This is a genomic window from Candidatus Saccharibacteria bacterium oral taxon 488 (assembly GCA_010202845.1).
Classification (GTDB): Bacteria; Patescibacteriota; Saccharimonadia; order Saccharimonadales; family Saccharimonadaceae; genus Nanosynbacter.
Genome location: CP047921.1, coordinates 821,228 through 835,190, shown reverse-complemented (window position 1 = coordinate 835,190; position 13,963 = coordinate 821,228). Strand labels below are relative to the sequence as shown.

The window sequence follows — 13,963 nt, the reverse complement described above, 5'->3', positions numbered from 1 at the left end:
ATATATGTCGCCCGACTCCATCAGCCACCTTGAGCAAGCCACGGGCGTAGCTCACCTTACTGATTGGCATCCGCCAGTGATGACGCGGCTGTGGGGATTTCTGATTAGAGTAACTGGCCACATTTCATCTATGTTGATTTTTCAGCTGGTACTACTTGTTACGGCTATGTTTGTGCTGTCGATTCTCGTGTATCGGCACACTCGTAATCGCGCATGGGCTCTTTCTACCTACATGATTTTGCTACTGCCTAATATAGTGAACATTGCTGGCGTAATATGGAAAGATGTTCAGATGGCATTCAGTCTGACGTTGGCGGTAATCCTCATCTGGTTCATCATAAGCAGTAAAAAACCACTAGGACGTACTGTTAAGTATGGTATTGTCGGACTGGCGCTGTTATTGATTCTCTATGCCGGCATGTTACGATATAACGCATTATTTGCGGTGCTGCCTATCTTGTTTGTGCTACCGAGATTATTTACCAAGCGACTTCCTGTATGGGGCGGTTTTGCCTGTATAGCGGCGGGTTTAATAGTGACGATTGGTGTCACTGCTGTCATTAATCAGCCTAGTGAAAAAACTCATCCAATTACCGCTGTGCAGCTTGACGATATAGTTCACGTTGCTAATCTTGATAGAGAACATCACGGTCGGTGGTCTATGTACAAAAAAATCCATGACACCTGTCGCGATAAAACAAAAGATATTATGAATTCTTATATCATATGTACAACGGCCGCCCAGCGAGAAGCACTCAAAAATGAACATCAAGGTGTATTTAATGATTGGCTATTGACGATCGTAAGACATCCAATAAAATATGCATCATATCGGTTGGCAACTTTTTCGATATTTCTTTTTCCACAACCAGAGCGTATGTATATTTTTCAGCCCGGCATTGAGCAAAATCAGGTCGGTGCCGCGGTAAAGAATGAATATGCCGTTAGTGGTCTAGCGGCATATGTTAAAGGCGGCGCTCAGGCGAATATCCCTCTGATTTTCCAGCCGTGGCTATATCTTGCTGTCCTTGTCTTCATTTACTATAAGAGCGGGAGAATACGAGAACAGGTACAGCGACGCTTTATCCGTGCGGTGGCTTTGTCGGGTCTTATATATATCGTGGCATACTTTCCTATGGCGGTGGCGGTTGATTATCGGTATATGTATTGGTCGGTTTTTGCGGCGATACTGTCCGGACTATTCACGATAATATTAAGCCAACCAAAGAAAGAAGGCCGCCGCTCGTAGCTAGCGTTTATCAATCCCTTCGCATTTATTAGCGTTATGTAGGCAAAAGTTACTTTGATAGATATATAGATTATTTTGGGCGGTGACTTCGCGGTAAGATACGTCTTGTATTTCCAGAGAAGCTCCCGGTATCAAACTATAAACTTTTGGCGAAATTCGTATGGATGAATCATTTGGTGCCAGTGCCACAGGGAAGCTCCAGCTCGTGTCGTATTGTGGTAGCGACACAGGATGTTTTTGTAGTGATGATCCAGATAACTCTAGGAGGTATCTCGGTAATTTAGCGGTCATAGGTAGAACGCTTCTAGCACTGTAGCGAACCGACACCTCAAACACGCGTATATTGTTTGCGGCACCAGCAGTAATGACATAATCTCCGTTTGTGTCTTTTTGTATGCGGTGTTTCGGGTGATTCGTCTTTTCTTGGGCTGCATTACTCGCCTGACGTTTCCACAAAACATGAGAATCATTTGTTGCAATGATAGTGTAGTTATCCTGAAGCTCCTTATAAAATGCCCAGTGACGAGTCCACAGCCACTCCTCATATTTAAAATATGAGGGATTTAGGGTTATGACGTAATCAGGCTTTTGGGTTATAAAATCTTGAGTGTAACGATTTCTTCTGGCGGGGCCTAGGGCGTGTATAATATAGTCTTCACCCCCCGAAGATCCATTTTTCTGTTGGCGAATCGAATCATAAACACTGGTGTAGGTAGACCAGACACGTGCCCCCTTTTCAATATGTGGAGCAAAGGCCTCGAGGCGCTTCCTCCAGGCGGTGCTGACATATTCAGCATCATCAGTAGAATGCCTGGCCTTTTTTGACTCGGTAATAATGTGTCTTAGCGGCATCCAATCAATTTTTTGTAGAAATATCGCCGTGTTATATCCTAGGGCGATGATGCTACCAAGCAATAACCCGAATGCTAAGACCGAGAAGCCTTTACTTTTAGCGTTAGGAGTCGATTTTTTTGCTCGGATCAGGTTATATATCACACGAGTTGCTGTCGCCACAAGAATAACTCCTGCTGCTCGCTCTAGTGGTATGAGCTGCGCACTAGGTGCCCAGTAACCAGTGGCAGAAACAGCAAAGACCACCAGGCCATATAGTAGCAAGATAGAGAAAACGAACGTTTCTTTTTTGGACAGTAGAGCTTTCTTTACACCAATTATATAGGCAACAACACCGCCGATAATGATGGGCAGCATGTAGAATAGCATCCTGTTGGTGAATAACTGATCAAGATTGCTTAATTGCAAAAAATTATTTGGTGGAGCGCCAAAGTACCATCCTTGGTCGCCTGAAACCTCAACGAGTGCATAGTAAAGTGCCTCGTGTGCGTGGCCAAGCGTCATAATTGAAAGCACGACATACGTAGCCAGTGCTACACCACATAACTCGCCAATAAATGCCAGCATCCGCTTTTTTATCATCTCTTTGGAACGAATATACTGAATTACCCTGATGAGCACATAAGCAAGCATGAATGCTAGACCCTGTTCGGTTCCGCACGCGACGGAAATCCCCATGAGGGTGTATAGAATGGGGTAATAAAGGTTGACTTTCGTTTTATGTTTACCGATATTAACATGCCAGTCTGGGTGCCATAACATAAATGCTGCTGCAATGAATGGAAAGGCTGTCCTGAGACCTAGAAGGGAATTACCCGCCCAAATCGCATCGATGCACAGCAGTGAAATGACGGTAAATATACTTGTTGTAAAGACCGCTTTCTTTACATTTTTGAAGTAAGCCCAAAATAGCAAGAAAGACGAGATGAGGAATATGAGTGGTGATACTAGTAACTTTGCAACCTCTACAGCAAATAAGTTGTGCCCCATGATGTAAAACAAGGGGAAATGAAGCAGGGGAACTCCTACCCCGTGAAAGAATGGAAAGTCTCGTGCTAAAACTTCACCATCAAGTAATCGACGGAGGGGGTTGTATAGCTGGAACGTCCCATTGGCCGCATAGGAATCCATCGCCAGGCCATTCCCGAGAGCTGCGAACACAGCGTAGCCTACGAAAACCAACAAGTGGGCAATACTTACAAATACTGCGGTAAAAAGCAGCGCTTGTTTAAGAGTTATCTGGCCTAAAATTTTAGGTTTCTTCATAGTACCTAAACCATTCTATAATTGATATTGTCGCATGTCCATACTGGCTATCGTTGAGTTTTATATAAAATCTGACATAATTGTAGCCAGGAGGAATATACTATGAAAACTGCATTAATTGGGTACACTGGCTTTGTCGGTGGGAATATAAAGAGTCAACACGAGTTTGACGATTATTATAACAGCAAAAATATAGCTGACATTGAAGGTCAAGAGTACGACCTGGTGGTGAGCGCTGCAAACCGTGCTGAGATGTGGCGGATCAATCAGGAGCCAGAGGTTGACCGTGCGGAGATTGAAGGGTTTATCTCACACATCAAAAAGGCAAAGATTAAGAAGCTCGTCCTGATTTCAACAGTCGGTGTTTATAAAAACCCAAATGGTGCTAACGAAGATACACCCATTGAAACCGAAGGGCTTTTGCCATACGGAGTTAATAGGTATTATCTTGAGCAATTCTGTCGTGAGAACTTTGACACAACAATTGTTCGCCTGCCGGGGCTATTTGGCGATGGGCTGAAGAAGAATGTTATTTATGATCTGATGAACAATAACATGGTTGAGAAAATTCATGCTGATGGTATGTATCAGTACTATAATCTCGCTAATATCTGGCGTGATATCACTATTGCTCTCGAGAATAATCTGCCGCTGGTTAATTTTGCGACGCCACCAGTCAGCACGCGGGAAGTCGCCAGGGTCGCCTTTGGTATGGAATTTACCAACACACCAGAGGGCGTGACGCCAGCCTATTGGGATATGCACAGTAAATACGCTGAAGTGTATGGTGGTGAAGGTAATTATCTATACACAAAGGAGCAAGAGCTGGCCGGCATCAAGGAGTTTGTTGCAAAAAATAAGTAATCATGGTATAATGCGGGTATGAATTCGAAGAAGTCAATGAAGCTTGCTATCTCGAATATTGCTTTTGGTGAAGGTGAAGGTCAACAAGCAGCAGCGCTAGACCGCGTGTCGCAGTGTGGTGTTGAAGGGCTTGTGGTTGCGCCAACGATAATTTGGCCAAGTGTATCAGAAATTGCCAATCTCTCTGGGGATCGACTCGAAACTTTGAAGCGGAAAGCTGGAGAATATCGCAAAAAGCTTGGGGGCTTCGGTCTAGCGTGTGTTGGGCTGCAATCTTTGACATACGGGGTTGGAGAGAATGCGAAGATTTTCGGTACTGAAGAAGAGGGTAAAAATCTGGCAGAACACCTAAAGAGACTAACCGACCTTGCCGGGTCACTCGGTGCAGACTCGATGTCATTTGGTTCACCGGGATTGCGTAACCCAGGAGAGCTTAGTGGCGAGCAGGCTATGGAGAGAGCGGCTAAACTGTTTGGTAGAGTTGCTATTGCGGCCCATGATAACAATACGCAGATAGCATTCGAGCCGCTATCAGGCTATGGCAACAAGTTCGTGGAAAACCTAAACCAAGCCAGGAAACTGGCTGATCGCATCGACCATCCGGGGTTTGGAATTCATCCTGATACAGCGGCGATGTTTGGTGCTGGGGACACGCCGGGGGATTTAGCTTCGCTGATTCGTGACCATAGAGACAGTGTACGCGGTATTGATGCCAGCGCTCCAGACTTGGCGCGACTTTCATCTGCGCTGGATATTCCTCAAGGAAAATATGTGGACGCCCTCAGGAGTGTTAGCTATCAGGGCTGGTTGTCGCTTGAGATGAGGGGTCCTCTGAATCCGGATGTAATCGAGAAGGAGATTCAATACATCAAGGAGCGGTGTGGTCTCGCAGCGTAATCTATAGGATAAATAGTGGTATAATTACCATATGAAACTAGCTATATCGAACATCGCATGGACAAATGAAGAAGAGGCGGAGGTCGCCGCAAAGCTGCGGGAGCTTGGTGTACGCTGTGTCGAGATCGCGCCGACGAAGCGCTGGGATGATCCGACCAAGGCGACTCCCGAGCAAATTAACGAATATGTCGAGTGGTGGAGGGGGTATGGTATTGAGATTGTAGCCTTTCAGTCGATGCTGTTTGCGCGCCCTGACCTAAAGCTGTTTGAATCAAGCGAACTTCGCAACGAGATGCAGCAATATATGGCTGACTTTTTGCGGTTAGCTGGGGATATGGGTGCTGGTCGGCTGGTATTTGGTTCACCAAAGAATCGACAGCGCGGTGCGATGTCAGTAGAAGAGGCGGACGGTATCGCAAGCCGTTTCTTTGCCGAGCTCGGTAATGTCGCCAAGGAGCATAACACCATGCTCTGCATCGAACCGAATGCACCTCAATATAATTGTGACTACGTGACAACAGCAGATGAAGGTGCGCGGCTTGTTCGTATGGTTAACTCAGAGGGGATCGGCCTGCATCTTGATACGGCATGCATGGCGTTAGCTGGTGATGATATTGGCGAATCGATACGAAATAACGGCGATATCTTGAAGCATTTTCATGTCAGCGCTCCGATGCTTGATCGAGTTTATGATCGCGACGATGTTGACTATCGCGCTGCAGCTGATGCGCTAAAGTCCATTGGCTATGAGGGTGTTGTGTCAATCGAAATGCGCCCGGGCGAACAGGGTGAGAACGTGAAGCGTGTAGCAGACGCGATATCGTTTGTACAAAGCGTTTTTGAAGGGTAGAGACCAGATTTGTTATTGACAAATTAAACTTTTGTGTTAAAATGAGAGCATGAGTCCAAGGAATAGCCCTCCTATAGAGGGAGCACCGGCTGTCGGAGTGACGGCGACGTTTTATCCTAATCTTGACGATGTTCGCCTTGAGGCTGCACTTAAAAATGCAGAGGAGTGGTCCGAACAAGAATTGCCACTTGTCGTGATTGATGGGTCGCCAGATGATAAAGTCGCAGATGCCTTCCGCGCGCGCGGGGCTTTTGTACGATCTGCTCGTCGGTTGGGAATTGCCAGTCAGCGACAGGAGGGTGCAGAAGTTGTCATAGCTCAAGGTGGAAATAAAATTATCACTCTCGAGCCAGAGAAATCAATGGCACATCTTGCATGCAAGATTGCTGAGATGTTGGGTGACGGTGATTCAAAGGTTGACCCCTCAGTTGTCGTTATCGGACGGACGGAGGCTTCGAAAGAATCAATGCCGCCATTCCAGCGGCGTACCGAAGAATTGATTGGCTGGTTATTCGAGCATATACTAGGGATGCCGGCAGATTCACTCGCTGGTCCACGAGGCTACAATCGTCAAGGGATGCAGCACCTATTAGATTATCCTTCAGATACACCAAATATGAAAAAATGGCCGTATATGTACTATACTGTTCTGGCGGCAATGGCCAATGGAGAGCGTGTTGGTGAAATTAAGGTCGACCTGATGTATCCAAAGTCAATGGTTGAGCAGGAAACGGATAATTCTGCTTATGATGAAAAGCGCTACGAACAAGCTAGAATGCAGGCCCACATATTACTAGGAGAGGAGTCTGAGGCTCCTCAGGACTATAAAGCCGAGATACAGCGCATCAAATTGCTGAGCGAGCTTGATGATAAGAAGGCTGTTCTGCGCGATATGATACTAAAAGAACTCACATTAATGCCAAAAGATCCAACGATCGGGCAGATACAGGAGTTCTTTGATAGAGTAGAAGCTATAGCGATGTTATTTGATTACAAGGTTGGTGTTGACGATGACAGGCCCCGCTAGTGGCCCATTGTGATATGAGTGCGGAATCCTCTAAAGAATAGGTGGCGTTTGTACTCCTAACTCGGTATACTATATAGTATGATAGCTGTAATTATCGCCGGTGGCTCAGGCACGCGCCTCTGGCCACTCTCAACCTCCACTCAACCAAAACAACTTTTGGCGTTAACTAGTGAGCGCACCATGGTCCAACAAGCCTATGACCGGGCGAGAAAGCTCGGTGATACTATCTACGTGGTGACCGAGGCCAGCCACGCCGGGGCGCTGCGGGCGCAGCTACCGGAATTGCCGGACGAGGCCTTTTTGATCGAGCCGGGACGGCGGGGGACAGCGCATTGTATTGTGTTAGCCTTGGATTATATCAATCGCCACCATAACCGGACTGAGCCGATTGCCTTTATTCATTCTGATCATAATGTGCGTGACACCCAGGGGTTTGCCCACTCGTTCGATACAGCAGCGCGCATTTCTCGCGAGCGTGGTTGTATTACGCTGATTGGCATTGAGCCGACCTTCCCGTCGACTGGCTTTGGTTATATTCAGCGCGATGGAGTGATTGATGCTCAAGCGGGCGTCTATAATGTCGAGTCGTTCAAGGAAAAACCTGATTACGAGACGGCGAAGCAGTATGTTGAGTCGGGAAATTATCTGTGGAATTGCGGCTACTTTGTTGGCTCAGTTGACGTTTTTATGAATGAAATGCAGCGGAGTGCCCCAGATCTGTGGTCAAATTACCAGACGTTAGCGTCAATTGCTGACTTTGGTAGCGAGGCTTACAATCACGCGTACCTGGCGCTAGATAATCAAGTTATCGACATCGCCTTGATCGAAAAAGCTCATCAGCTGGCTATGGTATCAGCCAGCTTTGACTGGATGGACATCGGTAATTTCAAGGATCTACATGATGCGGTCGCCAAGGACGAGGCGGGCAATTACGCATATGGTGACAACATTCATACCATCGACGTCGCCAATACCTATATTCGTAATGAGCAGCCAGACAAGCCGGTGGCGGTGATCGGCCTTGACAATGTAGTGGTGGTCAACACGCCAGACGGTGTGCTGGTGGCGCGGCGGGATGTGGCCGCCAAGTGTGGCGATATCGCGAAGCAGTTGCAAAAATAACCCAGCAGCCGAGCCGCGACCTAAGAACTATGGTCATGGACGTAAGTGTCTAGTGTGGATAAGCTAGAATCATCCGCTATGAGTTGGTGTCTTTGCGGCCGTATCGCTCATACACCGCCAATGTCTGCTCAGCCATTCGCTGCCACGAGAAAGTTTTGACGTGCTGTTTACCCTTCTTGATGAGGTCACGACGTCGCTTCTCGTCAGTCAGAAGTTCGTCAATTGCCCGCGCTATGTCCTCAACGCTATACGGATCAAAGTAGTGAGCCGCCTCGCCATGCGTTTCCGGCAGGCAAGTGGCGGTGCTTGAAGCGACCGGCGCGCCGTGCAGCATGGCTTCGAGACCCGGCAGGCCAAAACCTTCGCTCAGCGATGGGAAGCAATACACAGCCGTATGCTCGTACATCCAGCGCAGTTGCTCGTCCGACACAAAACCGGTGAAGACGACATTTGTAAGGCCGTGTTCAGTAACGTACGCTTCGTGGCGAGCGTAGTTGCCGTCCTTTTTGCCAGCCAGCGCCAGTGTCAGCTCGGGGTGCTTTTGTTGCAATAATTCAAATGCGTCAATTAGTCGCCGCAGATTTTTATGTGGTGTCGGCCGGCCGATATACATGATGAACTTTTTTCCAACCAGCTCCTTGACCGGATCATTGCCCTTTGGTAGCTCGTCGGCGGACTCAAGCGTCACGGTAATCTTATCTGGACTGACTCCGGTAAAATCCACCAAGTCACGCTTGACAAAGTCAGAGATGGTGATGATATGAGCCGACTTTCTGGCGACTTTTTTGTTGACCCATTTATAAATTTGCTGCTTCACCCAAAAGACCATCGGGTTCTTGTCGGGGTTGTTGAACCGAACGGTGGTCAGGTCTTGCATGGTGGTGACGACCGGGCTGGCCCGGTACCACACGGGCTGCTGAACCATTGCAAAATGCACGAGATCTGGGCGCAGCTCCTCCAGCTGTTTCTTAAAACCTCGTTGCTCGGCAAACGAAAATTCAGCAAATGGACAGGTGACTTTCTGAAAGCGTGGGTTGTCGGCCTGCCAGCCGTCCATATCCTTTGGCTTGAGTAAGATAATATAGTCATTCCTGTTATCAATTTTTTGTAGATAATGAATCAGCCGTTCGACGTAACGGCCGGTGCTCGTCCGTAGCGTCCGAGCATCAATGGCGATGCGCATGAGCGCCCCTCCTTTCGTTGGTTACAATTTTCTTTATGGCAGTCGTAAAGGCATGTTCGGCAAATGGTTTAGCGGAGGTGGCGATGGCTCGCGGCGAGACTCGCTGGTCGGGCAGTGTTTGGAGCGTTGCCACCAAGCTCTCAACGGTTTGTTCGGCGAAAAACCAGCCGTTCTTACCAGGGTTGATATAGTCCAGTGCGCCACCAGCTTGATATGCTACCACTGGCAGTCCAGCGGCCAAGGCTTCAACTGGTGCGACGCCAAAATCTTCGTGGGCGGTAAAGATGAATAGGTCGGCTTGTTGGATGGCGGCAGCCCGGGTCTCGTCACTGACGTAGCCAAGAAAGCGCGTCGATTCGCCCGCCAGCTTCTCCAGCTGCTCGCGATCAGGCCCATCGCCCATGATGTCCAGCGGCCAACCAAGCTGCTGACAGGCCCGAATCACCAAATCCAGCCGCTTCATCGGCACCAGTCGCCCCCACACCAGGCAGCGCGGTCGGTCGGGTAGCGTCACGGAGCGCGGCCGGGTTTTTGCGAGTGCCATAAAGCTGGTTGTTTGCACCGGCGGAAAGACGACGATGCTGTCTCGGTCATAAAACTGCTTGACATCAGCCTGAATGGCGGTGGAATTGGCTAAAAAGACATCAACCCGCTGCGCCGCCTGATAATCACGCCGCCTGAGATGTCGGACCAGCAGCCGCAGGCCCAGTCGCGCCAGCCACCGCGGCCGAAAGCTCGGCCGACGCAGGTATTCCTGATAGTGCCGCCAATAAAAATGTGTTGGCGTATGACAATAACAGATATGTCGTTGATCGGGACGGGTGGTTCGGATAAACTTGGCCTCGCCGTTACCAGAGCTAGAAATAATAATATCAAATTGCCCGAGATCCAGCCGCGCAAACCACCGCTGCCTGAGCACCGGCAGTAGTCGCCTGAGCTGGGCAAATGGCCAATGCTGCAAATAACCAGTCACCACCTTGTTATCAAGTTTTTTTCGCCACGTTCGGGAGCAGTACGAGGTATAAATCGGGGCGTCAGGATAGAGCTGGTGTAGCGCCAAAACAACTTGCTCAGCACCACCGCCATACAACCAGTCGTGAACGATCGCGATGGTCGGCTGGGTGCGCATCAAGACTCCTTCTTAAAGATGACCAGGCAGGTCTTGAGGAGGATGGTGATATCCAGCCACAAACTCCAGTTTTGTACATAATAAAGATCCAGTCGCCGCCGCTCTTCAAAGCCGATGCTGCGCCGCCCCGACACAACCGCTAGGCCAGTCAGGCCAGACTTGACCGTCAGTAGCGTGTGCTTTTTCTCGTAATTGCTCAGCTCGTGCGGCACCAGCGCCCGCGGCCCAACGAGGCTAATATCGCCCTTGATAACGTTAAATAACTGCGGTAGTTCGTCGAGGCTAAACCGGCGAATGAAACGACCGACTGGTGTGACGCGAAAGTCATGATCGAGCTTGTCGCCGTTCTGCCGATATTCGTTGATCAGCTCTGGTTTGCCAATCATCGTGAACACCTCCTCGTCGGTTTTGCCATCAAACTTGGCGTAGTGCGAGCGAAACTTATACACCTTGAATGGGCGATTAAACTGGGTTAAACGTCGCCGCTGTTGCCCATGCATCAGCACGGGGCCGCGTGGGTCACCGAGCTTAACAGCGATTGCCACTAGCAGCATAATCGGCGAGGTAATGATGATACCAATGGTCGCACCGATGAGATCCATCAGTCGTTTGACCACGCGTCCGTAGCCGGTAGCCAGCGGTGTTGGGTGAATGTACGCTAGCGGCACGGAATTGATAATCTCCACCGTATGGCGCGCCGTCATCAGGCCGTCGAGGGCTGGCGCTTGATAAAAATCAAGATAGTGCTGCTCCGCCAAGTTATAGTGCGCTTCGCTGCGAGCAGTGTCGGTCTGAATAATGGCGTCAATTTTATCGCGAGTCAAGGCCGATGCCAATGTCGAACGCCGCAAACCCTTGAGCCGTGGCGGGATTAGTCCGTCTTTAGAAATAATAGCACTGAGGTGAAAGCCGGTTGACGGGTGGGCGCTGATAAACTCGGCCAGCGTTCGCGTCGATTCGGCATTGCCGACCAGCGCCACACGCTTGATGCCGATGTTTTTGCGCAGCAGATGCAGCCGCACGATATTGGCAGCGCTACGCAGGATGAGCAAGATGACAAAGCTGATGATCAGCGCATAAATCACCACCATCTTGGCCGGAAAGAGCGGTGTGTTGCTAAAGAAGCTAAAGGAAATCATCATCATGATGCCACAAACCGCCGCCATACCAAGTCGCCAAAATTCGCGCAGCGGATGAATGTAGTGCTCACGGTCGTATAACCCAAAAAACGAGAACAAGACAACCCACAGCGGCAGCATCAGTACAATCGACGTGATAAACTCCAGCGCCCCGATTTGCACATGGAAGGGTCGCGTGTCGAGTGATACGCGCATGATGTATGCCGCCGTGAACGCACCAACTAGCGCCAGTACGTCCAGCCCGATCAACACCAATTTGAAGTAAAAATCAGAGTTCTTCTTCATGACCTTTGGGGTGATTATACAAGAAAATACCAATCCATGCAAGGCAATGCATCGAGTTGATCAAGCTGCCAAAAAACCAAAAGTGGATAGCGATAGCCGTTGTTAGCAGTAAGGCGAATCGCCCCCACGGTTTTAGTAGCCATCGGCCACTGCGCCATAGCGTGACGGCAAGCAGTGCTAGTAGCGGTATCATACCGACAACGCCGATATTACTCAGCAGCAAAACGTAGAAAATATACACCGTATGATCGGTCGACACCGGCTGGTGTAGCTGATGTTGGATAAAACTGCCGAGATTGCCAAGGCCAGTCCCAAAGAGTATGGTGCGTGGACTTGCTGCCCAGGCTCGGAGCGCCAGTTGAGCGGCGTTGAGTCGGTCATCAGCCGAGGCTGCGACGAAACCCGATGGCTGGAAATTAGCTGGTGGTGCGGGCTGGTTTGGTTGGGCGGCGGGCGGTGCCTCTGGTGCTGTAGTCTCGCTGGTTGGCGGTACTTGCGGTGAGGGTGGGCTACCCGGCGTTGGGAGGGTGTTTTTTTGCGGTAATTTGATGCGGCCGAGCGACAGCTGGTCAAGCATGCTCACCGCGGTATTATAGGCAATGTGTGGCGTGTCGTGATAGCGAATCACCGCTGAGACCAGTAGCAGGGCACATCCAATCACGAACCCCGCCGTGATGATGCCGAGTTGACGCCACGCATCGTGATGAGATGCCCGCGCCGCGTCAGTAGTATTGTCCCTATTTCTCCCGCACCGCTGCCAGCAGCGGACAACGCCATACACGATGCCTGCGCCAATTACCGCGATAAACGCGCCGCGCGAGAACGTCAGACTGATCGCCACACTGCTACCAAAAACGCTCCAGCCTGCTAGTCGCCGCCTCTCTCGCCAGCACAGTCCGACGAACAGGGCCGGTAGCAAGCTGCTTGCTAAAAATTGCGGCTCAGCGGCAAATAAATTGATCCTGACAAAGCCAAACACGCCGGCGTGACAACCTGAGCAGAGCGTACCGAATGCCGTTGGTTCAATATGGGCGATGATCAGCTGCAGTACCGCCAATATACCAAAGACGATGCCGCTCCACAGGCCAATTGTCATGAGGCGCCGCCGATCGCTCGCCGATAATGCCCGGTACATCAGGGCAGCACATACCGCGGTTATCAGCAGCAATAAAAGCGATGCCGTATATAATGCGGTACGTGCTCGGACATAAGATACTAACAGCCCAATGATACTAGTAATAGCCAGCATGCTAATGCCGAGCCACCACCATGGCCCGCGAGGCCGTAGTCGCTGGCGCATCATTATACCGAGACCGCAGCCAACCACACCGATCACCGCCACTTGATATAGTCCGATGCGAAACGACGGAAAATCGAGCATCGCCAGGCTGATGCTCGGCTGTAGTGACAGTGCGCCGCCAAACAGCACGGCGGCCAGTAGCCACACATATATCGTCGATGATACTCGCTTCACCTCTTTAGTATAGCGCAAATAACTCGGGCAGGTTATACTAAAAGCATGCAGCCAACAAAAAAGCAAAAAATACTGCTGGATTTTATTGATGGATTTATCAAGGGCAATGGCTATAGCCCGACGCTGCGGGAAATTATGCGGGCGCTGGGGTATAAGTCGGTCTCGACGGTGGCAAAGCACGTCGATAATTTGGTGGCGGCAGGGCTACTTGACAAGCGCGACGGCGAGGTGCGGTCATTGGTGCTATGCCAGGCGGAAAAAGAGGCGTGGTGGCAAAACTTGGTGAAGGAGATTAAGCAGCGGGAAGCGGCGGATGATGAGAAATCGCGCCTGGAGGCAGAAATCTTGAAAAAAGCCCTGGAAATTGTCCGCCGGTAACTTTACAACTGATTGAAAACTCGCTATAATACGACACGTATTCCGGGGTAGCTCAGCGGTAGAGCGGTTGGCTGTTAACCAATAGGCCGCGGGTTCGAACCCCGCCCCCGGAGCCAAGAAAAGACACTTCTAGGGAGGTGTTTTTCTTTGCTAGGTAAACGGTCACGAAGGGACGTCAAAGAGTCGAGCAGCTTACAGCGAAATTACAGATTGCTTAGCTATCATATACTCATCACTAACAGAAAGGA

The 13,963-nt window shown here is 49.9% G+C and carries 12 protein-coding genes and 1 tRNA gene; 8 read left to right on the top strand and 5 right to left on the bottom strand.

Annotated elements, in window-relative coordinates:
* Nucleotides 1-4 precede the first annotated feature (4 nt).
* Nucleotides 5-1,249, top strand: coding sequence for a hypothetical protein (locus GWK78_04415; GenBank protein QHU94231.1), 1,245 nt, complete (start codon nucleotides 5-7; stop codon nucleotides 1,247-1,249).
* Here GWK78_04415 and GWK78_04410 read toward each other — a convergent pair whose 3' ends face one another.
* Nucleotides 1,250-3,367 carry a hypothetical protein gene (locus GWK78_04410; GenBank protein ID QHU94230.1) on the bottom strand — a complete coding sequence of 706 codons (2,118 nt, stop codon included), beginning with the start codon at nucleotides 3,365-3,367 and terminating at the stop codon, nucleotides 1,250-1,252.
* A 102-nt stretch (nucleotides 3,368-3,469) separates the two neighbouring features.
* Between GWK78_04410 and GWK78_04405 the strand changes: the two genes are divergently transcribed.
* The 5 genes from GWK78_04405 to GWK78_04385 all read left to right on the top strand — a co-directional run bounded on the left by GWK78_04405 (nucleotide 3,470) and on the right by GWK78_04385 (nucleotide 8,127).
* A complete protein-coding gene (locus tag GWK78_04405; GenBank protein QHU94229.1) occupies nucleotides 3,470-4,231 on the top strand; it encodes an NAD-dependent epimerase/dehydratase family protein in 762 nt (253 codons plus the stop codon).
* Between the two features lie 18 nt (nucleotides 4,232-4,249).
* The gene (locus GWK78_04400) at nucleotides 4,250-5,128 is read left to right on the top strand and encodes a TIM barrel protein (protein ID QHU94228.1); all 879 of its coding nucleotides are present in this window, start codon (nucleotides 4,250-4,252) and stop codon (nucleotides 5,126-5,128) included.
* 31 nt (nucleotides 5,129-5,159) lie between these two features.
* Nucleotides 5,160-5,978, top strand: coding sequence for a TIM barrel protein (locus GWK78_04395; protein ID QHU94227.1), 819 nt, complete (start codon nucleotides 5,160-5,162; stop codon nucleotides 5,976-5,978).
* Between the two features lie 49 nt (nucleotides 5,979-6,027).
* On the top strand, nucleotides 6,028-7,005 hold the full coding sequence (locus tag GWK78_04390; protein QHU94226.1) for a hypothetical protein: 978 nt from the start codon (nucleotides 6,028-6,030) through the stop codon (nucleotides 7,003-7,005).
* Between the two features lie 78 nt (nucleotides 7,006-7,083).
* Nucleotides 7,084-8,127, top strand: coding sequence for an NTP transferase domain-containing protein (locus GWK78_04385; GenBank protein QHU94225.1), 1,044 nt, complete (start codon nucleotides 7,084-7,086; stop codon nucleotides 8,125-8,127).
* Between the two features lie 76 nt (nucleotides 8,128-8,203).
* Here the strand turns inward: GWK78_04385 and GWK78_04380 are convergent, their stop codons facing one another.
* From GWK78_04380 to GWK78_04365, 4 genes are read right to left on the bottom strand one after another with little or no spacing between them, the layout of a single operon-like run.
* A complete protein-coding gene (locus GWK78_04380; protein ID QHU94224.1) occupies nucleotides 8,204-9,310 on the bottom strand; it encodes a glycosyltransferase in 1,107 nt (368 codons plus the stop codon).
* On the bottom strand, nucleotides 9,294-10,439 hold the full coding sequence (locus GWK78_04375; GenBank protein QHU94223.1) for a glycosyltransferase: 1,146 nt from the start codon (nucleotides 10,437-10,439) through the stop codon (nucleotides 9,294-9,296). Before GWK78_04375 ends, GWK78_04380 begins: the two co-directional genes overlap by 17 nt.
* Entirely contained in the window at nucleotides 10,439-11,863 is a 1,425-nt protein-coding gene (locus GWK78_04370; GenBank protein ID QHU94222.1) for an exopolysaccharide biosynthesis polyprenyl glycosylphosphotransferase, read from the bottom strand. Before GWK78_04370 ends, GWK78_04375 begins: the two co-directional genes overlap by 1 nt.
* On the bottom strand, nucleotides 11,847-13,337 hold the full coding sequence (locus GWK78_04365) for a hypothetical protein (GenBank protein ID QHU94221.1): 1,491 nt from the start codon (nucleotides 13,335-13,337) through the stop codon (nucleotides 11,847-11,849). Before GWK78_04365 ends, GWK78_04370 begins: the two co-directional genes overlap by 17 nt.
* A gap of 45 nt (nucleotides 13,338-13,382) precedes the next feature.
* On the opposite strand from GWK78_04365, the gene GWK78_04360 reads away from it, so the two are divergent.
* Nucleotides 13,383-13,715 carry a hypothetical protein gene (locus GWK78_04360; GenBank protein ID QHU94220.1) on the top strand — a complete coding sequence of 111 codons (333 nt, stop codon included), beginning with the start codon at nucleotides 13,383-13,385 and terminating at the stop codon, nucleotides 13,713-13,715.
* 41 nt (nucleotides 13,716-13,756) lie between these two features.
* Nucleotides 13,757-13,831, top strand: a tRNA-Asn gene (locus GWK78_04355).
* Nucleotides 13,832-13,963: the final 132 nt, after the last annotated feature.